At 59.2% G+C, this 22,247-nt stretch carries 18 protein-coding genes and 1 pseudogene; 5 read left to right on the forward strand and 14 right to left on the reverse strand.

The window, feature by feature from the left end:
- Positions 1 to 394 precede the first annotated feature (394 nt).
- A pseudogene (locus tag A1355_RS06310) lies at positions 395 to 1,433 on the reverse strand (IS110 family transposase).
- 50 nt (positions 1,434 to 1,483) lie between these two features.
- Positions 1,484 to 1,696, reverse strand: coding sequence for a helix-turn-helix domain-containing protein (locus tag A1355_RS26580; protein ID WP_064026133.1), 213 nt, complete (start codon positions 1,694 to 1,696; stop codon positions 1,484 to 1,486).
- Positions 1,697 to 1,993: 297 nt separating this feature from the next.
- Here A1355_RS26580 and A1355_RS06320 point away from each other — a divergent pair, with 297 nt between their 5' ends.
- Positions 1,994 to 2,203: a DUF4266 domain-containing protein gene (locus tag A1355_RS06320; protein ID WP_064026135.1), complete on the forward strand. Its 210-nt coding sequence runs from the start codon at positions 1,994 to 1,996 to the stop codon at positions 2,201 to 2,203.
- Positions 2,204 to 2,238: 35 nt separating this feature from the next.
- Positions 2,239 to 2,493 (forward strand): hypothetical protein, encoded by a 255-nt coding sequence (locus tag A1355_RS06325; RefSeq protein ID WP_064026137.1) that lies wholly within the window; start codon positions 2,239 to 2,241, stop codon positions 2,491 to 2,493.
- Between the two features lie 430 nt (positions 2,494 to 2,923).
- On the opposite strand, the gene A1355_RS06330 is transcribed toward A1355_RS06325, so the two are convergent.
- From A1355_RS06330 to A1355_RS06355, 6 genes are all read right to left on the reverse strand, one after another.
- Positions 2,924 to 5,365 (reverse strand): TonB-dependent siderophore receptor, encoded by a 2,442-nt coding sequence (locus A1355_RS06330; RefSeq protein ID WP_064026139.1) that lies wholly within the window; start codon positions 5,363 to 5,365, stop codon positions 2,924 to 2,926.
- 628 nt (positions 5,366 to 5,993) lie between these two features.
- Entirely contained in the window at positions 5,994 to 7,004 is a 1,011-nt protein-coding gene (locus A1355_RS06335) for a FecR family protein (protein WP_064026140.1), read from the reverse strand.
- Positions 7,005 to 7,010: 6 nt separating this feature from the next.
- Positions 7,011 to 7,508, reverse strand: coding sequence for an RNA polymerase sigma factor (locus tag A1355_RS06340; RefSeq protein WP_168030527.1), 498 nt, complete (start codon positions 7,506 to 7,508; stop codon positions 7,011 to 7,013).
- Between the two features lie 280 nt (positions 7,509 to 7,788).
- Positions 7,789 to 8,244: a hypothetical protein gene (locus tag A1355_RS06345; protein WP_064026144.1), complete on the reverse strand. Its 456-nt coding sequence runs from the start codon at positions 8,242 to 8,244 to the stop codon at positions 7,789 to 7,791.
- Between the two features lie 333 nt (positions 8,245 to 8,577).
- Positions 8,578 to 9,438, reverse strand: a complete 861-nt coding sequence (locus A1355_RS06350) for a transglutaminase family protein (protein WP_064026146.1) — start codon at positions 9,436 to 9,438, stop codon at positions 8,578 to 8,580.
- A gap of 4 nt (positions 9,439 to 9,442) precedes the next feature.
- Positions 9,443 to 10,240 carry a transglutaminase domain-containing protein gene (locus A1355_RS06355; RefSeq protein ID WP_064026148.1) on the reverse strand — a complete coding sequence of 266 codons (798 nt, stop codon included), beginning with the start codon at positions 10,238 to 10,240 and terminating at the stop codon, positions 9,443 to 9,445.
- A gap of 353 nt (positions 10,241 to 10,593) precedes the next feature.
- Here A1355_RS06355 and A1355_RS06360 point away from each other — a divergent pair, with 353 nt between their 5' ends.
- Complete coding sequence (locus A1355_RS06360; protein ID WP_064026150.1) at positions 10,594 to 11,292, forward strand: 4'-phosphopantetheinyl transferase family protein; 699 nt, start codon at positions 10,594 to 10,596, stop codon at positions 11,290 to 11,292.
- Between the two features lie 571 nt (positions 11,293 to 11,863).
- On the opposite strand, the gene A1355_RS25065 is transcribed toward A1355_RS06360, so the two are convergent.
- The 5 genes from A1355_RS25065 to A1355_RS06380 all read right to left on the reverse strand — a co-directional run bounded on the left by A1355_RS25065 (position 11,864) and on the right by A1355_RS06380 (position 18,888).
- A complete protein-coding gene (locus tag A1355_RS25065; protein WP_157197771.1) occupies positions 11,864 to 12,037 on the reverse strand; it encodes a hypothetical protein in 174 nt (57 codons plus the stop codon).
- A 203-nt stretch (positions 12,038 to 12,240) separates the two neighbouring features.
- A complete protein-coding gene (locus tag A1355_RS06365) occupies positions 12,241 to 13,371 on the reverse strand; it encodes a hypothetical protein (protein ID WP_064026152.1) in 1,131 nt (376 codons plus the stop codon).
- A gap of 319 nt (positions 13,372 to 13,690) precedes the next feature.
- On the reverse strand, positions 13,691 to 14,641 hold the full coding sequence (locus A1355_RS06370) for a hypothetical protein (protein WP_157197772.1): 951 nt from the start codon (positions 14,639 to 14,641) through the stop codon (positions 13,691 to 13,693).
- Between the two features lie 67 nt (positions 14,642 to 14,708).
- Positions 14,709 to 14,978, reverse strand: a complete 270-nt coding sequence (locus A1355_RS06375; protein ID WP_064026156.1) for a hypothetical protein — start codon at positions 14,976 to 14,978, stop codon at positions 14,709 to 14,711.
- Between the two features lie 289 nt (positions 14,979 to 15,267).
- A complete protein-coding gene (locus tag A1355_RS06380) occupies positions 15,268 to 18,888 on the reverse strand; it encodes a hydantoinase B/oxoprolinase family protein (protein WP_064026158.1) in 3,621 nt (1,206 codons plus the stop codon).
- 153 nt (positions 18,889 to 19,041) lie between these two features.
- Here A1355_RS06380 and A1355_RS06385 point away from each other — a divergent pair, with 153 nt between their 5' ends.
- Positions 19,042 to 19,836: a hypothetical protein gene (locus A1355_RS06385; RefSeq protein WP_064026160.1), complete on the forward strand. Its 795-nt coding sequence runs from the start codon at positions 19,042 to 19,044 to the stop codon at positions 19,834 to 19,836.
- A 61-nt stretch (positions 19,837 to 19,897) separates the two neighbouring features.
- On the opposite strand, the gene A1355_RS06390 is transcribed toward A1355_RS06385, so the two are convergent.
- Positions 19,898 to 20,743, reverse strand: a complete 846-nt coding sequence (locus A1355_RS06390) for a hypothetical protein (RefSeq protein ID WP_064026162.1) — start codon at positions 20,741 to 20,743, stop codon at positions 19,898 to 19,900.
- A 376-nt stretch (positions 20,744 to 21,119) separates the two neighbouring features.
- On the opposite strand from A1355_RS06390, the gene A1355_RS06400 reads away from it, so the two are divergent.
- Complete coding sequence (locus tag A1355_RS06400; protein ID WP_064026171.1) at positions 21,120 to 22,100, forward strand: cytochrome-c peroxidase; 981 nt, start codon at positions 21,120 to 21,122, stop codon at positions 22,098 to 22,100.
- Positions 22,101 to 22,247: the final 147 nt, after the last annotated feature.

The following is a 22,247-nucleotide window of genomic DNA, read 5'->3' on the forward strand; positions in this document are numbered from 1 at the left end:
CTCGGATTCGGTTAGCGCATATATGGACTCCTCCCCAATTGCAAGCCAAGATTACCCAAAATAATGTTTCCAACAGAGATCGAGATTGCAGCCATATATTCGGTCTCTTCGTGAAGGCGCTTTATGGCCTTCGGACCCTGATGAATCTATCCGCGCGCTTTTTCCCTATCATCCTAACGGTTTCTTAAGAACCTATGCGCTAAGCGGGTTTGAAAAGCACCGGTCTGACCTGTTGAATGTCATCACTATTGAGCGACTTGCCTCCGCAATCTGTTGAACGCTGTTGGTCTTGAACTACACCGGTTTGAGGGTTATCCACCCTTTGCCCGACGCCGGAACCTTTCACTCGCGTGGAGGCGTTGGGCAAAGGGTGGATAACCCGGGCGTCACTTAATCAGGCCACTTTGGGCGCATACTCGCCTTCACCGGTAGCCAGTGCCCAGATAATCCTGGCATTCCCTTCGGCTTCGCTCAGGACAGGCTTGTTGGCTAACGCCACGGCGGCCTTGTTGAAGCCGCGCCGTTCGATCAAGGCTTGTAGCCAGCGGCTCAACGGGTCGCTCTTGTCGCCGCAGTATTTCAATACTGCCCGGGCGCCATGGATCAACAAGGTGCGCAGCCGCCGGTTGCCGCGTTTGCTGATGCCGAGCAGGACTTGCCGGTCACCGCTGCTGTGTTGCCGGGGCACCACGCCCAGGCTGGCCGCGTAATCGCGACTGGATGAGTAGCCTTTGCCATCGCCCACATCGGCGGCGGCCAAGGTGGCGGTGAGCGGTCCCACACCCGGTATGGCAATTAGGCGTTTGCTCAAGGCATTTTGCCGGCACAGCGCTTCGATCTGCCGGTCCAGGGTTTTGATGGCCTCATCCATCGCCACCAGGGCTTGATACTGTTCGGCAAACAGCGCGCGGCTGAGCGTCGACAGTTGATTCTCGGCATCCTCCAAAATCGACGGCAACTGTTTCCTCACCTGACTGGCGCTTTTCGGCAACAACCAGCCCGCGTTCGGCCAAATGCCCGCGAATCTGATTGATCAAGGCCGTGCGCTCCTCGACTTTGCCCTGGCGTATGCCATGCACCATGGTCAAATCTTGTTGTTCCAGGTTTTTAATGGTCACCGTGCGCTTGTTCGGTTGCCGTGCTGCCGTAAAAATCGCCTCGGCGTCGTTGAAATCGTTTTTGTTGCCGACCACGAAGGCTTTCACGTAACGGGCGTTCAATAGCACGACCTCATGCTCCAGTGCTTGGAACGACCTTGCCCAGTGGTGCGAGCCACTGCAGGCTTCCAGCGCGATCAGGCTTGGCGGTAGTTGGGTCATGAATTCCAGTAGTTCCGACCTCTTCAATTTCCGCTTGGTCGCTTTGCCATCGAGCATCATGAACAGATGAAACACTTGTTTTGCAATATCCAAACCCACTACGTTACGATTCATTTCGGACTCCTCTTTGTCCCGTTTATATTTTCAGGTGCATTGTGACACCGCTAGGGGAGGGGAGGAGTCCATGTCATCATGCCCGGGCGTGTATTGACGTTGCGGTCGCCGGTCTCTTCAGCCAGGGTTTCACGGGCTTGCCAGCGCTGCAAGGTGCGCGGACTCAGGCCCAGCACGGCACAGGCTTGGTCCTGGCGGGCACCGGCGGTTGTCGCCTCGGTGATGGCACCAATCAGATTTTGGCGTTGCTGAAGGGATGTCATTCGACCTCGCCCCCCAACAACGCCCGGACCTTTTTTTGCAAGATCAGCAAAGCAGCGGCTTCAGCCAAGGCTTTATCCTTACGGTTGAGTTCGCGTTTCAAACGCTGGTTCTCGGCTTTCAGGCCCCCCGCGTCAGAATAGTTGTCGCAGGGTGTGTTGGAGTACGAACCTAGGTTTGTACTCCGGGTATTGCCGTCGCGCTTTTAGGCCCTCCGGTAAAGCCGGCTTACCACTGCGATTTCGGCCGAGAACCGGACTTGGAAATACGATAAATCATTTGACTGGAGAACATAGACGATGACTAAAACCTTTTTATGCTTGGCCTTATTGGTTGGGATTGCCGGTTGCGCCGAGGTGCAGCCGTGGGAACGCGGCAAGCTGGCCAAGCCGCAGATGGCGCTCGATCCCGATCCGGTGCAAACCGCGATTCGCCAGCAGAATTACAGCAGTCGCGAGGCGGCTTCGTCGGCCGGTAGCGCTCAGGGCGGAGGTTGCGGCTGCAATTAACCTTGAACACCGGGGATTTTAATGGCGGAGGCAGTATGAAGGATTCAAGTCAAGCGGAGGGCAGTCGCCGCGCGGCGGCCGGCACCGGCGAGTTTCTGGCGGCGCGTTATTTTCAAGTGCATTTCGAATACTTGCACGAGCAATTGTCGGACGCGAGTCGCCAGTTGGCGGTGTTGAACGATCGGGTAAGGCTGTTGGAGGCGCAGTTGGGCTGGCGGCGCAAGCCGCTGGCGATTCCAATGTCGGAGGATGCCGAAGCGGGAGCGGTTGTGCCCACGCGGCGTTATTGAGGCGTTATTGATTGGACGAGACCGAGTCGCGCGAGCGAAATCGTCGGCGACGGTTCGAGTAGACCGGCGGCATCGGAGTCGTTTAACGTGTTAGGTTTCGTTCCCTTCGGCTACGCTCAGGGAACGTCGGCTTTTTAGGAGAGCCGTTTGAGGGAAAACCGCACGCACGGTTCGGAGGGAGGTGACACTTGACGGCTTTCCCTAACCCTATCGGCGTTGCTTAAATCTGACAAAGTAGAATTACGTCGTTTTTAAAAACCAGAGTAAGGTCACTTTGCTGGCGATACGTCGGGAGTCGCACAAAAATCGCGTCTTCCGGGGAGTCGAGAATGGAGCCGGATCGATTTGCGGCGAGTCGGTCGAAAGAACTTGGCTCGGTCGAGCGATTTTAAGTTTGCCATCACATTAGAATACCGGTTGCGGGGCATGGTTAAAATTCAACCTTAAGCGAGCCCAGGAACGTGCGCGGCGCTCCCGGAATGATGTCCGCGCGCGGAATCGCCGAATCGATAGCGTCGGTACCGACGTAATAAATCTTGTCCAGCAGATTGTTGACGTTGAATTGCGCGGTCATCGTCGATCCCATCGCGCGAAAGCGGTAACTGATCGCGCTATCCACCCGCACATACCCCGGCAGTTGCACGCTGTTTTCCTTGTCGCCCTGTCGCACGCCCGCCAGGAAAGCGCCGGCTGCCAAGCTCAGACCGCGCAGTGGTTCGGCATCCACTTCGTAACGAGTCCAGATACTGCCGGAATGGCGCGGCGCCAGCGGCAGTTGATGGCCTTGATTGCCGTCGTTGTCCTGGGTGATCTTAGTGTCGGCCCAGGCGTAGGCGGCGTTGATGCTGAGATTGTCGGTCAATTTGCCGTTCAGGTCGAACTCCAAACCTCGGCTGCGCGCGGCGCCGATCGCGGACTGGTCGGTCAAATCGGTGACGGTTTGGGTGTTGGCGGTGAGTAGGTTGCGTTTTTCCAAGTGATAAAACGCCAAATTCGCCGTCAGGCGGCCGTCCCAAAATTCGCTCTTGATTCCGGCTTCGAATTGCGAGGAGGTTTCCGGCGCAAAAGGTCGGCCGTCCGCTGAGCGGCCGTTGTTTGAGCCGAAGGCCTCGTTAAAATTGCCGAAGACCGACAACCATGACAACGGTTTGTACAAGATGCCGACGCGGGGACTGAAACGTTCGGTACGGTTGTAACTGAAATTGGCCTGCGCCGCGCTGAGCGAATCCGCAAAATTGTCGCCCCGCCCAGTCTCGGCCCAATCGTGGCGGCCGCCGCCGGTCAGAAACAGGTTGTTCAGCAACTGAATCTGATCTTGAAAATACACGCCGTGCCAGCGGTCCCTCATGACGCTGACTTGGCGAAAATCGCCCCAACCCGCAAAATCCACTAAGTCGACCGGTAATGCCGGAAATACCGGATTGAAAATATCCACCGCCGCGAACGGCGAGGTATCGAAGGCGTGGAAGCGGTAGAGGCTTTCCTTTTGGAAATAGTCGTACCCCAACAATACCTCATGTTTTAACCCGCCAGTCCGGAATTTGCCGGTCAGCGACAAGTCCGATGCGTAAAACGCCTGATCGTCGGTCTGGCCGACGCCGTTCCGGAACACGCGACGGTTGTCGTCCAGCAAAAATACTGGCTTGATGGCCCGGTCCATATAGGTTTTGTGCGGTACCGCCATGAAATGATGGCGGACGGTCCAGTTGTCGTCGAATTGATGATGCCAATTCAGATTGATCGCCAACTGGTCCTGATTGTCCAGCGGGTCTTTAGGATCGTTGAGAAAGCGACTAATGGGAATGTTGGCGGGGCGATTAAGCACGGCAGGTATGCCGTCGTCGCGTTGGAAGTCGTCGTTTTGAAACTCCAGACCGAGACTAAGCTCGGTGCGGTCTGACGGCCGCCAAGTCAAAGTCGGCGCCACCAATACCCGTTCCATCGACACGTAATCGCGAAACGAATTGTTGTCCTGATAGGCGATGTTCAAGCGGTAAAGCAAGGTTTTGTCGGCGTTTAGCGGACCGCCGAAATCCAAATGGGTGCGATAGAAATCGTAGGAACCGAATTGCTGTTCGATGGAATGGTAGTCGCGGTCCAAGGCTTGTTTGGTGACTATATTGACCAAACCGCCAGGCTGGCCACGGCCGTACAACATCGCCGACGGCCCTTTCAACACCTCGATCCGCTCCAGATTGGCGGTGTCGAAGTTAAATCCCTCCAAGCGCAAACCGTTCCGGAAAACCGCCGAATCGCCGACAAAGCCGCGTAGCACGAATACGTTGTAAACGCCACCGTCGACGGGCATGAAACCCACGCCGCTGACGGTTTCCACCGCTTGCTGCAGCGAATTGGCTTTTCGGTCGTTAATGACGGCGCGCGGAACCACTTGTACCGAGAACGGCGTATCGATGATCGGCGTATCGGTTTTGGTGGCGGTTTGAGTGTTGGGTAAGCCGTAGTCCGGATTGTGGGGATCGTCCGCGGCATAAACCGGCGTGCCCAATACGGTTACCGGTGGCATCGCGGCGGGCGCTAAATCTAAGTGGCTGGCGCCGGGCTTATGGCGCGCATCCTGGCTCAACACCACCGCCTGTGGTGTCGTAAACCGAAAGTTCAGTCCGCTACCGCTCAGCAATTGTTTCAAGGCTGGTTCCGGTTCTAGGCGGCCGGCGAGGGCTGGGGCGTGCAAACCGTGCGTCAGTTCTTCGTTGAATGCGATGCGGATTCCGGTGGCTTGCGAATAGGCCAACAAGGATTGCGACAGGCTCTGCGCGGGGATGGCGAATTCCACCGGTTCGGCGGCGGCCGGTCGCGCGGCGAGAACGGCGGCCACGGCGAGGCTTAACGGCAGGCGGGGCGAAAAATCCATAAAAACTCCTTTTGCGAAATTCGTGGTTATTTAGAGCCGGTCTTGGTCCTTGTGAAATAAGACGAAACGCAAAATCGGAATTTTCAAATTATTTTTGCTCGATCGATTCGGCTGGGTTTGGGAGACGGCTCTAGCGGGATGTGTTTGGGTTGAGATGCGGATTACGCGGATGCGGCCGGGTCTACGCTTCGGCTCCGCTCAGCGAACGGTTCGGCTCCGCTCAGCGAACGGTTTGGCTCCGATCAATGAACTGTTTGGTTAGGCTCAGGGAACGGTTCGACGTTTCGGTTCAACGCGGCGAGGAAGTTGGCGGTGACGGGACGTATTCGATCGGATCAGACCGTGTACTCGCGCGCTGTTCGAGTTGGGATGAGTCGCAAGTTACTCGATCCAGGAGACGCACAGGCTGATTGATAGGGCCGCCGGCTCAACTGAGCCGCCGCGCGGGCTGAGAAGGCTTGCCGTTGGCCGAGCGTAGTCGCTGCGAGCTGACAGGGGTTACCGGTGGCTGAGCGCCGTCGCCGCAGGCTGACAGGGGTTACCGGTGGCTGAGCGGAGTCGAAGCCCCGGTCCTTAGGCGCTGCTCGGCGAGAGAGAAAACCTCGTAACCGGCGTTTTGGCGGAAGACTTATCCGCGCCGCAAGAATACCCAGCGTCCGGCAAGTTGGTAGGCGTGCAAGCCCAAGCTTTCGGTGATTAGAGCCAGCGCTTCGTCCGGACGGCTGGTGTCGAAAATGCCGCTCAGGCGAAGTTGTTCCAAATCCCGTTCGGCCAGAAAAATCCGGCCGCGCCGGTAGCGGTTGAGTTCGGCCACCACTTCCGAAAGCGGCCGGTTGAAATACTGTAGTTGTTGTCGGTGCCAGGCCGATGCGGTAGTGGTGTCGGCCTCGGCGTTAACCGGTTCCAAACCCTCCCCGAAGCCGACGGCGGTGCCTTCCGCCAACATCGGCAGGTGCGCGCCGTTCGCCAAGTCTATGCGCACCGCATGTTCGTAAACCGTGACCTCGGTGCGGTCGTCTTGTTCGGCGACGTCAAAGGCGGTGCCTAGCGCGCGCACCGTGCCTTGCCCTGTACTTACCTCGAACGGCCGGTCGGCGTTGGCGGCGACCCGGCACCAGATCTTGCCGCGGTGCAGCTCCAGTAGCCGGCGGGTGTCGCTGTAATGCACCGAAACGGCGGTATCGGTATCCAGCAACAGTTGCGAGCCGTCCGCTAACGCCACGGCCAACTGTTGGCCAGGCGCGGTGCGATGATCGGCCAGCCAGAGGCCAAGCTGGTTGCTCGACAAGACCGCCGCGACCAGAACGCCGGCCGCCAGCCCCAAGTGTTGAATTCCGAATCTGCGAGGCGAACGGTGGGCGTCGCTGATCGTAGCTGTAGCCATCGGCGCGGCCACGCCCAGTTGGGCGATGTCCCGCCACAAGGCTTGCGCCCGCCGCCAAGCTTCGTGATGCGTGGGATCGGCGCGCAGCCAGTCTTGAAACGCGGCCCGGTGACCGGCGTTCGCCTCGCCGGAGCTGATCAAGGTCAACCAATACAAGGCTTGTTCGTCGGCCGGGCCGGCCGGCAGCTCCGGGAAACCGTTCGCACCGGTGAGGCGGGCATCCGTTGGATCGGTGTGTTCTGATTCGGCCGACATCGTGGCTTAATCCGGCATGCGTTTCTGGCAGAACGATAGGGCTTCGTTCAGATATTTGAAGATGCTGTTATAGGCCAGTCCGGTGACTTGGCTGATTTCGGTGAACGATAAATGCTGAATGTGGCGCATCACGAAAATCTGGCGATTTTTCTCTGGCATTTCGGCAATGATGCGTTCCAACATCGCCATACGCTGGCGGGCGGCGATCGTGTCCTCCGGCGATGGCGCCGGATCGATCAATTCCGGCCACGCCTCGAACTCGATCCGCCGGTCGTCGGCGCGGCGTTGCTGGCGGATGTGGTCTATGGTTTGGTTGGCCGCCATTTTGTACAAAAACGCCCGTGGGTTTTGCACCTGATGACGCTCCAGGTAGTTGGAAAAGCGCATGAAGCAATCGTGCAAGATATCCAATGCCGTTTCCGGGCAATCGATCCGTTGCTTGATGAAACGCAGCAATTCGTCTCGGTGCAGGGCCAACAATTCGGCGGCGATCGGCTTGGACATGGGCATCTTCCTGATTCGTGGTTTTTTAGCTTATCCCGTTTGTCGGGAAGCTTTCAAGTGGGTAGCGCTTTTCCCCAATTCCCTCAAACTCAACGTCGGGTTCAAAAGGGTGGCGGGAATTCAAGATGGCATAGGGTGAGACTGAACGGCTATTGGCTATTAGCCGCGACAGAAGGCGTCTTGCGCGGGGGTATTTCTATCGCACGTCTATCGGGATCGAGCCCGCTTGGAGACAGGCCAGCGGCCCCTTCGGCCGAGCGCCGAAGGGGCCGCGCGGGACTTAGGCGTAATACAGTTTGCGCAACTCCAACATCGACGGGGCGCTGAGTTCCTTGCCATCGCTGGCGCGGGTGACGCTGTACACGGTTTTCAGCAACGTGATTTCTTCGCCGGCGGCGGCGTATCCGACCACGTGGTGGGCGACGTCCAGATTCCGGCGTTGCAGGCCGCCGTTCAGACTGTTGAAGTCGGCAATCATGCCGGCGTGAGGCGGATTCATCACCGCACCCCACCAGGGCAACTGTCCGACGTCGTGCGCCCAGGTGTCGCCGATGGACTCCGGCGGCAGGCAGCGTTCGACCAGCAAGTCGCCGATCACCGCGTATTGTTTGCGACTGATTTTCGCGGGTTCTTCGCCCACGGTGTCGCGGCATTCCAGAACCTCGCCATTAACGAAGCTGTCGGTTGCCGGAATGGTTTTGTTCCATTGGCCGTCTAAATTTTTGTGTTCGAACATATTGCCTCTCTCTAGGTTTAATGGAATGAAGAGCTGGCCCGGTTTGGGGGATTGCCGTTTGCCGGTAAGAAAACCGACAATTTGGCGGCGAGCCGGGTGTTTACAGATCGAAATTAGCAAAATCGCGGCCAATTTTCGCGAGCGGCTGGATGGTTTTTTTTTGAATTTAAGTGCTTGAAATTAAAGTGTTTACTTTCTAAATCCGCGTAAATATTGCGGTTTCTAGGCGGGATTTAGACGTTCCCGCTGCGATGTGGAGTAGCCGATGGCCGCGACAAATTGGCGGTTTTGCGACAAGCGGCGATCGCTTTATCGAACCCGAGCGCATCGAGGTCAGCGCAACAAATTGACTTGTACGTTGACCAACATCCGAGTCGAGATTTGTCTGGGGCCGATGAAACTGCCCGATACCGGCGGCACGGTTTCCGGATTGCGGGCCACGGCGACCGCGATATGGCGGTTTCCGGTCATTTGGCCGACGGTCGGGTCGAAGCCTTGCCAACCTATCCCCGGAAAATAAACTTCGGCCCAGGCGTGGGTCGAGGCATTGCCGGCTTCTGTCGCCGGAGCGTGCAGATAGCCGCTGACGAAGCGGCTGGCCAGACCCAGCGAGCGGCAGGCTTCGATAAACAGCGTGGCGTAGTCGCGGCACGAGCCGCTGCCCAGATGCAGCGTGCGGAGCGGCGATTGCACGCCGGCTTCCTCACGGATTCGGTATTGGAATTTGTCGTGTATGGCCCGGTTCAAGGTGGTTTGCAAGTTCAGCGCGTTCAGCGTCTGAACTTTCAGGCCGATTTCGCGCAGCCAACATTGCAACGCGGGCTGGTCCTGCTGAAAAATCGGCCGCTGGTAGGCCGCCAAGTCCGCTAATTCGCCTGCCTCGTAGCCAAAAGGGCCGGCGAGAGGAAAGTCGTCGGCACCGATGTCGCGTACCGGATCTTCGTAGTGCTGGATGACGACGTCGCTGCCGATGCGCAGCCGGTTGGAGGTTTGCTGAAAACGCACCAAAGCCAGCGAGTTGTCGAACACGTCGCGGTACCACTGGATGGCGTAAGTGGGGCTGATGTCCAGCCGCGACGATTCGATGCGCACGTCGTGGCCTTCGCGTGGCCGCAGCAACAGCCGATGACAGTTTAGCGTGACCGGCTGCGAAAACAGATATTCGGTAACGTGCTGTATCCGTAGCCGTTGCACGCCGTCATTCCCGCGCGTTGGCTAAACGCTCGACGCCGACCGCCATCCGGGTTGGAAATAGCGGCGGGCCGAATTGAGTGAATACGGCCACGTCGGCGGCATCGTGACCGTAGGCAACGATCACGCGGCCGCCGCGCGGTTCCCGCTGGGTAGGATCGAAGGCATACCAACGGCCGCCCACATAGGCTTCGAACCAGGCGTGAAAATCCATCGGCCGCAAGCCGTACAGGTAACCGACCACCATCCGCGCCGGGATGCACAGAGCTCGACACAAGGCAATGCCCAGATGCGCTAAATCCCTGCAGACGCCTTCGCCGGCCAGATTGACTTCCACCGCCGAAAGTTGGGACAGGCCGGCCGCCGGATTGAAGCGAATATTGGCGCGCAGCCAGCCATTGACGGCGTCCACTTGGTCGTAGCCCGGCGTGTAACCTCGGACGATCTCTTGCGCTAGGTCGATGAAGCGGTCCGATTCGCAATAGCGCGACGGCAGCAAATAGGTCAAGACCGTGTCGGGCAAGGTTTGCACTTCCTCGAACGGCGCGCCGGGCGCGACGTCGACTTGTTCGGAGGTGCGAATGTCGGCGTTGGTATGGATAGACAGAATCCCCGGCGGCGCGATCAAGCGCTGGCAAAGATTACCGTAACCGTCGGTGTATTCCAGAACCTGAACCGTCGGCTTGATCGTGTAGAACTCGCTGGAAATCCATTGATTCGCGCCGCTACGTGGCCGCAACATTAGAATAAACGGCGTGGGAACGCCAACTTCAAAACAGATGTCGCAACTGGTTCGCAGCCACATGATTCTCGCCCCGTTGGAAATCAATTGAGTCCGCAGTTTACGTGAATGTGCCCGGCACGGATATAGAAACCGATCGGATGACGGTCGAGCGTGCTTAGGCCCCGCGGCAAGCTCCGCGTTTTCAGGTCGTGCGGATAGGGAATCGCCGCGCGTCGATTTTAACGGCGGCTGGCCGTACAATTTCGGTTTTTGGGCTGTTGGATAGCGATGATCGAAACCCTTTTAATCGAGCGGCAAAGTGCTCAGCGGTACAGGCGCAGTCCGGCCGACTCATTTACCTCTAGAAGCAAATCGGCGAGATCGCCAGCGGCGCTCGAAGGGCAGTCGGTATCGCATCGACCCGGCGGGCGCCGATGAGCGGCGGCTTCGTTGACGTTTGGCAGGGTTGTTTGGATTTGCCCGAAGCGGTCACGACTCGGTTGGCCGAGGTCTTAAGCGCGGACGAGCGCGCCAGAGCCGCCGCGTTCAAGTTTGCGCATTTGCGCGATCGCTACGTGGTCGGGCGCGGTTTGCTCCGGCAAACCCTGGCCAGCTATACCGGTAGCGATCCGGCCGGATTGCGCTTCCGGGTCGGCGAATTCGGCAAGCCGGCCTTGTCCGGCGGGCCGGGCTTCAATGTCTCGCATACCGCCGACGCCTTATTAATCGCGGTCGCCGACGCGGCCGATATCGGTATCGACATCGAGGCGGTCAAGCCAACCAGAGATTTGTCCGGCTTGGCGGAACGCTGTTTTTCGGTAGACGAGTATGCGGTTTGGCTGAGCTTGGCGGAGTCCGAGCGCGTCGCGGCGTTTTACCGTTTATGGACCAAGAAAGAAGCCTTCGTCAAGGCAGTCGGTCGCGGAATCGCGCTGGGCGTGGAGCTCTGCGAGTTCGATGTAACGGCCGGCGGCGGGCTGCGCAAGGTGCCGGACGAATACGGACCGGTCGAAGCCTGGCGGGTCGAGGAGCTGGACGCCGGTGCTGATTTTAGCGCGGCGCTGGTCGGCCCGGCCCGGGCCTACCGCTTGCGACGACTGTTGCTGGCCGACGGGTATGGCGGCGGCATTTAATGCGACAACGTCGAACGGGGTGTTATACACAAAACTTGTGGATAACTCTGTAGGCAAGCCGTTAAGTGTGAGGCTAATTTTCTGAAAAATAAAAGAAATGATCAAATTGATCGAATATTGGTCAGCGCCAGGGCTTAAGGCGGAGGGTTTTTAATAAGTCGCTGAAATTTAAAGACTGAAATTGGCCTGTAACCTAGGCCGTATGGCAGATTCGAGTAAGGAGTCGCGATTTTTCCCAGCTTGTGCTCAACATCCTTGGATAAGCGCGAGAAATTCACAAAACTTGTGGATAACGCTGTCGCTAAGTCGTTTATGACGGTGATAAGTCACTGATGCGTATGATTTTCCGTTAAATTGGTTATTTTTTAGACAACTGGTTCATCGGCGGCTATGGTTGTTGACGTGTTCACGGAGGGCTGTGGGGCGTATTCCGATCAATCGCGCCCCCTGTCCCGATACAAATCCGGCCGGATTTTGTCGTTGCGTGCGGTGAGGTAAGGAAGCGCCCGGAACAATTGCACCGCGTCTCGAACGGTGTTAAGCGCCCAAGCATACCGCTGGTTTAATTCCGCTAGAGGCAATCCATGCCGCCAAAAAGCAATGGCTCGTCGATGCGGCTGTCGGGCCGAGAGGGGGGCAAAGTGTCTTTTAGCCTGGCGCTAGGATCGACACCATTGAGTTTGACGGTGCCGAGCAGGGTTTTAATGTCGGCGGCACGTTGGCCGGCATCGACGCAAAACGTCACGATATTTTCATCGCAAGATGGCTATTGGATTCGATCGGGTCCTCGGCATGGACCTTAACCGGACGGCAGCGCAACATCTGTTTGCACACTTCGGAAGATGCCTGCGGATGAAATCCGGAACGCGGTTGGGATGAACGGCTTTTCCCAACCGCGTTTGGTCTAGTGACGTCCGCCGTTCGACGGCCGTCGCCGGGCGGGGCCGGTTATTCGCAGCTCAGCGACGGATCGTTGCAATACGCCACGTTTTCCCATTGGAATGGCTGGGGCTTTCTCGGATCGATGGTCAGGCGCAACCACTCCGACGGCGCGGTAGTGGAGCCTTGCACGGTAATACGGGTCAAGTTGGGCACCGCTTGGGTGTGGTGAATCACGCCGGTGGCGCTGCTGGGGTCGGCCAGCGGCCGGTCGGAACCGTAGACGTGCGAATCGCCGTTCAATAACAATACCTGACCACGAAAATCATCCGTTAAGTCGGCCAGTTTTTGCACGATCGGCGTGTAGGCGGAGAGTTCGTTGGTCGTGGCGGTGATGGCGGCCGGGTCCCACATGTCGGCTTGAATCGCGATGACGACGGCGCGGGCATGGTCTTTTTTCGCTTTCTTGAAGGTCGCTTCCAGCCAGCGCAAGTCTGCGGCGGTGCGTTCGGCCACTTCCTGATCCTGAGCGGCTTGATTGGCGAAGGTGCCGGCCCACGGCAGAGTGTCGTTATTCGAGCCAGGTACGTTCAAGGTGGCGAACACGACTTTGCCTTGTTGCCACATCGCGTTTTCGACAAATTGCGCGTCGCTTGGAAAGCTTGGGTCGAAGGCGCGCGCCTGACTGACGACTTGGGCTTCTTTACCTAAGGTAACACCCGGTTTCGCAAAAAACAGTCCGCGCACGCTGGCCAGTTCTTTTAAAGGATCGCCGCTTTTGAATTGCTTGGATTTTTGGCAATCGGTCCATTCGTTATCGCCTGGCGTATAGACGACGGGCTTATCGAATTGCTGAAATTGGTAAAAAATCTTTTGGTTGTAGCCCGGATTGGATAGCGGAATCGGCGGCAGGATGTCGGCGCTGGTGCAAGGCATGCTGCCGGCGTGAATGTCGCCGACGTGGATCAAGCGGCTGACCGCCGGGTCGGCGTTCACCGAGTCGATCAATAGATGCGCGTTGTCGAGCAGCAATTTGTTGTAGGGCCAATCGCCGATGACCGCGATCGTGACCGGGCGGTCGGCGTTTTCGTCGTCGCGACGGTCGCCGTCGGCATTCGCCGAGGCCGCGAACAGCAGGCCGGCGACGCAGAGCGCCGAAGCGGGTAACAGGAGTTTGACGTGCATGAACAGCGTTCTCATCTGGGATATTCCTTCCTTAAAGTGTTATCGAGGGGTAGACCGATGAGTAGGAGAACGGTTAACGCTGGTTGATGTCACGCCGGTGCCGTCGTCCGCCATCGAATACGGTCTGTATCCGTCCGGGTAACGGATCTCGCCGATAGTAGGCGGGCAATATTGCAAGCAGATGACGGCGTAAGCGACGCCGAACGGCCAGTGAGAAAAATCGGCTCGGAAACCGCTGCTCGGCGTTACGGTGGAAAAGCGGTGTTGGGGACGAAAAAACCGTTTTGCGGTACCAGCGTTGCCGCGCGATACGGCGGCAACCGAGGTGACGGGCTTAAGATCGCGGTTTACGTTTCAATCTCACCAATAACGGTAGGGCCGTCGCGAACAGCGCGCCGCCGCCCGGTAGCGGAACGGCGGTTAAATGATGAACGTCCAAGGTCACTGTTTGGTATTCCGACTGTGGGTAGTAGCCCTCGTTCCGATTCCCGCCGGACCAAAGCGTATACCAGCCCTCCGCCAGATATACCGTCATCGTCTCGCTGCTGGGGTCGCTCAGACCCGAATTGATATGGCCGCCGGTCAGCACTTCGCCGTAGCCGGGCACGGACAGGTAAGTGTCCGCGCAGTTTGGGCCGTTACAGTCGCCGTTACTGACCGAGGCGATGTAATGCAGTGTGGCGACGTGCGCACCCGCGAAATTCACGTTGTTCAGCGCGGGATCGTGCGAGTCGCCCATGCTCCAGTTGCCGAAGGCATCGAATTGACCTTCGAAGGGGTGATTAGCGTCCCCCGCATCGGCTAAACCGCCGCTGGAGGTGTAATTCAACACGTCGCGGAATCCATTGTGCGGCGTGTAGTTTAGTGCGTACCACTGTTCCGGCGTCATATCCGGGAATTGTGCCGCCAACACGGCCAAATTGGCGGCGTTGTATCGATCGCCGCCGCCGACCGCCTGATAGGCCGGGTCTTGTCCGCCTTCGGCAACGATTTGCGAGAAGCTTCGTTGCCAATCGGGATTGGCCAACGAGTTGCCGGCCGCATCGTAATATTGACTGCGTATCGTCGGATCGTTGGGCGCGGCATCGCTTCTGCTGACCCGTGTGACAAAATTATCGAAATGGTCGAAATCGCCGGAGTTCGACGGGTCCGAGCCAACTTCGTCGTGGGACGACGCATACAGCAAGCCGCTGTACAGACTCATCGCCGGATTCAAGCCGGTGCTGGGGTTGCCGGTTGTAGCGTAATTCGTGACGCTCAGTGTCACCACCGATGGTGCCGCCACGTAAAAAACGCCGTCCCAGACCGTTGAAGTGACATTGTGGCTATTTCCCAGTACCGGCCGCGTACCGTTAAACCAGCCGTGGGTTATAGGCCGAATTGTCGCTGAAACCACCGGTGTGCGACGATGTCGCGCACGGGTCGGCGATACCCGAATCGATGTTAACTAAGATTGGGCTGACCAAGTCTGCGCCGTACGCATACTGGAAAGCGCTGATTCCGCCGTTTTCCGGATTGCTGCCGGTGCTATATTGCGGCGTCAGATTGATGTTGGTGTTATGAGCGAAGGCCGGGCCGCTGCTGACTAGGCATAGAGCGATCAGTTGAAATCGACGTTTCATGAAGCTTCCTTTTGTTGAATTAGGGTGGAGTCTCAGCTGACGCAAATTGAATGCCGATAGGCTTGTCGTGACGCTCGAATTCAAGTATCTACAGATATTCAATTCGTTAGCGATCGCTCCGCCCCGTACCACGGCCGACTCAGGCTGCCGGGCTTTAGAGAATTTAAGGGATTTGACGCAGGCGCCGCGCGAAATGGCTTAAAGCGTTGCATCGGAATTGTTCGGTGTTTTCGAATTCAGGAGTCTGCTAACGAATGGATGTCGTTCGGGCTTATTGGCACTCGGGGGATCAGGTTTTTCCAAAGCCGCCGCCGCCCGGCGTTTCGATGACTAAGTTGTCGCCGGCTTGGACCTGGACTTCGGCGCGGCCGGGCAGGATTTGTTCGCCGCCGTCGGCGCGCAATAAACGGTTGACGCCAACAGCGCCCGGCGCGCCGCCGCGCAGCCCGAACGGCGGCAGGCGGCGATGGCTGGACAGCAGTGAAACCCGCATCGCTTCGCGAAATTCGATGCGGCGAATCGCGCCGTCGCCGCCGTGATGGGCGCCGGCCCCGCCGCTGCCGCCGCGTATCGAGAATTCGCGCAGGATCACCGGAAAGCGCTGTTCCAAGACTTCCGGATCGGTGATGCGCGAGTTAGTCATGTGGGTATGTACCGCGTCGGCGCCGTGAAAACCGGCCCCGGCCCCGGCGCCGCCGCACAAGGTTTCGTAGTATTGATAGTGCTGGTTGCCGAAGGTCAGATTGTTCATCGTGCCTTGCGAACCGGCCAACACGCCGAGCGCGCCGTATAGCGCATCGACCACGTATTGCGAAGTTTCGACGTTGCCGGCGACCACGGCGGCGGGCGGGCGCGGATTCAGCAGGCAGCCGGCCGGAATCACGATGTCCAACGGCTTCAGACAACCGGCGTTGAGCGGGATGTCGTCGTGCAGTAGGGTGCGAAACACATACAGCACGGCGGCCTTGCACACCGCCGCCGGCGCATTGAAATTGTCCGCCAGTTGCGGCGAGGTGCCGCTGAAATCGATGCGGGCGGTGCGCGCCGTCTGGTCTACCGTGATCGCGACCGCGATTTTCGCGCCCTGATCCAGTTCGTATTCGAAACGGCCGTCGGTTAGCGTTGCCAACAGCGCGCGGATGCAGGCTTCGGCGTGGTCTCGCACATGGCGCATGTAGGCGTTGACTACCGGCAGGCCATAGCCGGCGATCAGCGCGGCCAATTCCTCGGCGCCCTTGCGGTTGGCGGCGATCTGGGCTTGCAGGTCGGCCAGGTTTTGCTCGGGATTGCGGGCCGGATGGCGATGGTCGCTCAGCCAGGCCCGAATCGCGGTTTCCTGGAATTCGCCGCGCGCCAGGATTTTCAGGCCGGCGCTGCAGACGCCTTCATCGTCGATATCGCGGCTGTGGGCCGGCATCGAGCCGGGTGAAATGCCGCCGACATCGGCATGGTGGCCGCGCGAGGCGACGAAGAACAGTAACTCGCGGCCGGCGGCGTCGAACACCGGCGTGACTACGGTGATGTCGGGCAAGTGGGTGCCGCCGGCGTAGGGCGAATTCAGCAAATACGCCTCGCCCGGCTCGAAGCGGCCGTCCCTGCTCCGCAGCAAGGCAAGCACGCTTTCGCCCATCGATCCCAGATGCACCGGAATGTGAGGCGCGTTGGCGATCAAATTGGCGTCGGCGTCGAACAATGCGCAGGAAAAGTCCAGACGTTCCTTGATGTTGACCGAATGCGCGGTGTTTTGCAGTACGAAGCCCATCTGTTCGGCGACCGACATGAAACGCTGGTTGAATATCGCCAGCAACACCGGGTCGGGGCGGGCTACCGCGTCGGATATTGTTGCCGCGTCGCGGCCGGGTGACGGCTGGTCGCCGGCCGCGGCCGGGCAGGCTTGCAGGAGCAAATCGCCGCCGGCCAGCCGTTGCGCCCGCCAACCGGCTTCGACGACGATGGTCGAGGTCGGCTCCAGCACGACGGCCGGGCCGGTTAGGGTTTGGTTCGCCGCCAGATTTTCGCGTCGGTAGACCGGCGCGGCGTGCCAGTCGTCTCGGCTGAATATCCGGGTGAAACTTTCCGGCCGGCCGTCGCGTGGTTCGCTGTCGGCCGGCGCGGCCGGGCTGGGCTGTTCGGCGGCGGCAATGCATTCGACTTCGATCGTGGCGATACAAATCGGCCGGTCGGCGTAACAAAAGCCGAAGCGGCGGCGGTAATGTTGTTCGAAATTGGCCAGCACTGCCGGCGCCGGGCCGTATTCGACGCTTAACGCGGTGTCGGTGCCTTGGTAACGCAAGCTTAGGCGTTTTTCGCGGATCGGCTCCGAGTCGGCAACGCCTTGCTCGCGCAGCTCGGCCAGGGCTTGACCTTCCAGGGCCAGAAAAAGTCGATCCAGTTCGGCGGCGTCGATGTCGTCCCAGCGTCGTTCCAACGCCCGTTGTTTCAAGACCCGAAAATCCGCTAAACCCATGCCGTAGGCCGACAATACTCCGGCCAGCGGATGCAGCAACACGCGCGGCATGCCCAGGCGTTCGGCCAGCAAACAGGCGTGTTGGGCGCCGGCGGCGCCGTAGCAACACAAGGCGTATTCGCCGAGGTGATAACCCTTTTGCACCGAGATTTTCTTGATCGCCTCGGCCATGTTTTCGATCGCGACGCTGAGAAAGCCGGCGGCGACCTGCTCCGGGCCGCGCCGGTCGCCGGTTTCGCGGTGTATGCGTTCGGCCAATTCGGCAAATAAAGTCTTGACCAAGTCGAGGTCTGGCGGCATATCGCCGTTCGGACCGAACACCGCCGGAAAGTCGGGGAGTTTGCCGAGCAGCAGATTGGCGTCGGTGACGGTTAGCGGACCGCCGCGCCGATAGCAGGCCGGACCGGGATTGGCGCCGGCCGAGTCCGGGCCGACCCGGTAGCGTTGGCCGTCGAAATGCAGAATCGAGCCGCCGCCGGCGGCGACGGTATGGATTGCCATCATCGGCACCCGGATGCGCGCGCCGGCGATTTCGCTGTCGCAGCTTCGCTCCAGCTCGCCGGCATGGTGCGCCACGTCGGTCGAGGTGCCGCCCATGTCGAAGGCGATGATCTTGGACAAACCGGCCCGCCGCGACACAGCGACCGCGCCGATCAGGCCGCCGGCCGGGCCGGACAAGATGCAGTCCTTGCCTTGAAAGTCGGCGGCGCGCACCAGGCCGCCGTTGGATTGCATGAACCACAGTCGGGCGTTGGGGTTGTGGTCGGCCAGGCCGCGTTCGACTTGTTCGACGTAACGGCGCAGCACCGGCGACAAGTAAGCGTCCACCACGGTGGTATCGCCGCGAGCGACGAACTTCGGCAAGGGGCTGACTTGGTGAGACAGCGAGATCTGCTTAAAGCCGACGGCCGCGGCGAGTTCGCCCAGCGCCAACTCATGCGCAGGATAACGCCAGGCGTGCATCAACGCGATCGCGATCGCGCGTAGGCCTTGCCGGTAAAGCGCTTGCAATTGCTCCCTGGCCCGGTCGCGATCCAGTGCCTGCAACTCGCTGCCGTCGGCGGCCATTCGGGCCTCGATTTCGACGACGCAAGCGTATAACGGCTCCGGGCGGCGGATGTCGAGCGCGAAAATATCCGGCCGGTTCTGGTAGCCGATGCGCAAACAGTCGCGGTAGCCTTGGTTGACCAGCAAGGCCAGTGGTTCGCCTCGGCGTTCCAACAAAGCGTTGGTACCGACCGTCGTGCCCATTTTGACACCGGCGATGTGGCGATCGGCGGCGCCGTCCAAAATATCGCGAATACCTTGCAAGGCGGCGTCGCGATAGCGCTCCGGATGGTCCGACAGCAGTTTGCGGGTGACGATGTCGCCGTCGGCGGAACAGGCCACGATGTCGGTAAAGGTGCCGCCTCTATCGATCCAGAATTGCCAGCCCCTAGCCATTGAAAACCGCCAAGAAGAAATTGCCGATCAAAAATTGCGTCACTTTATGTGATGATAGTCGGTTTAAGAAAGGGTCCGTCGGCCGGATTCGTCAACGATATGCGGCGAATCCGGCCGGCAGGCGCAATAATAATCACTGGAGAGGGGGAGTGCGTGGAAACTTTGTTCGATATCGCTTTGCTGGCCATTGCGGCGTATGCCGCCAGGGCCTATTTGCTGTTGCCGGAGACGGTGCAGGATAGAGACATCTTTCCGAGCCGGGCGGCGACTTTCGTGACCCGCTTGGTTCGCGAGCAAAACCTTCGCGACGTGCCTGCCGATCGAGCCAAACCGATTTCGATCGCCGGTTCGGCCGCGGAGGCAGATGCGGAGGCAGATGCGGTGGAGATCGTCGAAAACCCGGCCGCCGAGTTGACAACGGCGATCGAGGAAGCCGCCCTTGTCGAGACGCCGGCCGAGCCGGCGACAGTGGCCGCTGACGTGGAAACGATGGCCGAAGCGGCGTTGCGCGTGCCGGAAGACTCTATTCTGAGCCGCCATTATTTCGCGCAACTGGCCGCCGAAAAAGCCGCATTGGCAAATCCGTACCCAACCGAGTCGGTGTTGCGTCGGCACTATCGTCAACGCCTTGCGGCACTGCTTGATTTGCAGCCGCTGGGTGCCGAGAGTGCGAGCGACCTCAATGGAACTGAAGCGTCGCTCGAGTTTGCCGATTCATCCGCGAGTCTTGAGCTTGCGGAAGGTGGCGAGCGGATCGCAAGCGACGCCGATAGCGGCGTCAGCAGTTCCGTGGTTGTCCCGACCGATTCGGTATTGAGACGGCATGTTCTGGCGCAATTGCAGCGGCAACTCGAAGCCGAATGGCCGGATAGTCCGACCGATTCGGTTTTAAAACGTCATCGCCAACAGTGGCTGGATGCGAAAATCGCCGCCCAACTTGGCGAATAATCCGAGCTGATCCGATAGGCCCGCCGGCGCCGGATAAGGCGCCGACGGCGCTAGTCTGCGATTAAACCGCTTGCGGCGCGGTTTGTTTACGCTTGCCGGTGCCGAGCAGGCCCAACAAGCCGCTCAAAAATAGCCAGGTGGCGCCCGGCAGCGGTACCGCGGAAACGCCGGTCAACGAAAAAGTTTGGTTGAACGTGGTGCTGCCGACAATATCGGTGCCGATCCGCAGCCAGTCGGGGGCCAGGTTTTCATCGCGTATCCAGGATTGCAGATCCGGCGAGAACGGCCCGCTGCCGCCAACGATGGGTTTGGCCGCCGATAACCACAGAAAATTGCCGTTCTTCAACTCCACCTGCGGCACGAAAAAGTAATGATCGGCGTCCAGCGTGATGGCTTGGCTGAAATCGATATTAAAGCTGATTTCCCGACCGCTGACGGCGCCTTCGCCGCCGGTGGTTTGGTTCGGTAGCGGGTGAATGCCGTTCAACACCGAGTTGGCGGCGGTGGCGACATCGCCGAGCACGCTGACGCTGTAGCTCAGCGTGTTATCGGCCGAACCGCGCGATTCGAATGCCACGTCGGCGGGTGAATTGACCCGGGTCGGGACCCGGCCGGACGGCGGATTGACCGAGTCTTTATCGAAAACCCGGTAAATTTCCACATTGACGTTGGCAATGTCGGCCAAGGTGGCGCCGTTGGCCAGCAAGCCGGTGAAACTGGCCTGGCGAAGTTGGGTTTTCTCGGCCAGGATGAAATCGTCGGCCGATTCGATCTCCAGGGCTCCGGCTTGGGCGCCGACAGCGATTCTAAAGTCGGGGTCGCCGGTGCTGAAGCTAAAGGCCGAGGCTTCGTAAGACGTCGCGAACAAAGCGGACAAGGTCAGGACGGGAATAAATTTGTGTTGCATGGTCGTTCTCCTAAATTGTAATGAGTCATGATGAGACGGAGTCTCCGATACCGAAACTGCTGACAGCTTCTGGCAATGACTATTGCGAGCAGCGTGCCAAGTCTGCTTTCGAAAATTAATTTTTTATTTTCATGGGTTTAGCTGAGGCTGGTCTTGGGTTTTTCCTGGCCGGGTCCGCGACGAAAGTTGCGGCGCTTTGGCCCATGTGTTTGGCGGACGCCGATCGGCGCCGGCTGACCTCATGCGTCGGCAAGGTGGACACGGCAACTTTTGTCGCAGGGGCGTCAGAGCGGTTTAATAGTCGAGGGGTAGGGGCAGTGCCGATTCAAGCTAACCATCATTCGCCGCATCCGGAAAAGTCAGCGGAGCGGCAATCGTGAACCGGAAACGGTATCCGGGTATTTTGGCGATAGGCTGGCTCAGTCTCGCTTGCGCGGGTCTGGCGCGGGCGGAAGTACCGCCGACATTGCTGCCCCTGCCGACGACGGTTGGCGGCGATCCGAAGCGCACCGCGTTGGGACAGCGTTTGTTTCACGAGCCCAAGCTGTCCGATCAAGCCGCTCGCTCCTGCGCTAGTTGCCACCCGCTCGACCGGGGCGGCATGGACGGCAAGGCTCGCGCGGTATCGGCCGATGGGGCGGCGGTTTTGCGCAATACGCCCAGCTTGTTCAACGTAGCCTTCAATTACTTTTTCAATTGGGACGGCGTCGTGACGACGCTGGAAGCGCATACCGAAAAAGTCATGTTGAATCCGAATATCATGAATGCCAAATGGCCTGGGGTGATCGCGCGATTGGCCGGCGAAGCCGATTATGTCGCGGCCTTCGCCAACGCGTATCCGGATGGCTTGACGCCCGCCAACGTCGTCGATGCCGTGACCAGTTTCGAGCGCAGTCTGGTGACGCCGAACGCCCGTTTCGATCGGTTTCTGCGCGGCGACAGCACGGCGTTGAGCGCCGAAGAACAACAGGGTTACCGTTTGTTCAACGATCTGGGCTGCGTGGCCTGCCATCAAGGTATCAATCTGGGCGGCAATTTGTTTCAAAAGTTCGGCGTGTTTGGCAGGCCGCCCAGCGCGGCTGAACTCATAGACGCCGGTCGCTATCTGGTCACCGGTAATCCTAGGGACAGCGGCGTGTTTCGCGTGCCCAGTTTGCGTAATGTCGCCGCCACTGCGCCGTATTTTCACGACGGCCGCGCCGCCGACCTGGAGACTGCGGTAAACACGATGGCGAAATATCAGCTCGGCAAACCGCTGGCCGAGCGGCAACGCGATTTGCTGGTCAAGTTTCTACATAGTTTGACCGGCGAATATCGGGGCAAATCGTTGCTCGCCGAGCCTTCCGCCAAGCCATGACCGGCTTCTCCTGGAAACCCAGGTTGATCGTCGCCGCCTTGGTCGGTGCGATTACGTATCTTTGGATACAGAGTGCCAACCCGGAATTGGAACGGCGCAATCGCTTGCAGGCGACGCTGCGGATCATCGAATTGCGCGACGCCGAAT

The organism is Methylomonas koyamae (assembly GCF_001644025.1).
GTDB lineage: Bacteria > Pseudomonadota > Gammaproteobacteria > Methylococcales > Methylomonadaceae > Methylomonas > Methylomonas koyamae_A.

Bases quoted from the DNA above. Each gene is read 5' to 3' on its own strand.
- A1355_RS06380 (WP_064026158.1), bottom strand. From the start codon at position 18,888: ATGGCTAGGGGCTGGCAATTCTGGATCGATAGAGGCGGCACCTTTACC.
- A1355_RS06335 (WP_064026140.1), bottom strand. From the start codon at position 7,004: ATGTCGGCCGAATCAGAACACACCGATCCAACGGATGCCCGCCTCACC.
- A1355_RS26580 (WP_064026133.1), bottom strand. From the start codon at position 1,696: ATGACATCCCTTCAGCAACGCCAAAATCTGATTGGTGCCATCACCGAG.
- A1355_RS06365 (WP_064026152.1), bottom strand. From the start codon at position 13,371: ATGAGAACGCTGTTCATGCACGTCAAACTCCTGTTACCCGCTTCGGCG.
- A1355_RS06375 (WP_064026156.1), bottom strand. From the start codon at position 14,978: ATGAAACGTCGATTTCAACTGATCGCTCTATGCCTAGTCAGCAGCGGC.
- A1355_RS06340 (WP_168030527.1), bottom strand. From the start codon at position 7,508: ATGTCCAAGCCGATCGCCGCCGAATTGTTGGCCCTGCACCGAGACGAA.
- A1355_RS06325 (WP_064026137.1), top strand. From the start codon at position 2,239: ATGAAGGATTCAAGTCAAGCGGAGGGCAGTCGCCGCGCGGCGGCCGGC.
- A1355_RS06390 (WP_064026162.1), bottom strand. From the start codon at position 20,743: ATGCAACACAAATTTATTCCCGTCCTGACCTTGTCCGCTTTGTTCGCG.
- A1355_RS06320 (WP_064026135.1), top strand. From the start codon at position 1,994: ATGACTAAAACCTTTTTATGCTTGGCCTTATTGGTTGGGATTGCCGGT.
- A1355_RS06345 (WP_064026144.1), bottom strand. From the start codon at position 8,244: ATGTTCGAACACAAAAATTTAGACGGCCAATGGAACAAAACCATTCCG.
- A1355_RS06330 (WP_064026139.1), bottom strand. From the start codon at position 5,365: ATGGATTTTTCGCCCCGCCTGCCGTTAAGCCTCGCCGTGGCCGCCGTT.
- A1355_RS06360 (WP_064026150.1), top strand. From the start codon at position 10,594: ATGAGCGGCGGCTTCGTTGACGTTTGGCAGGGTTGTTTGGATTTGCCC.
- A1355_RS06355 (WP_064026148.1), bottom strand. From the start codon at position 10,240: ATGTGGCTGCGAACCAGTTGCGACATCTGTTTTGAAGTTGGCGTTCCC.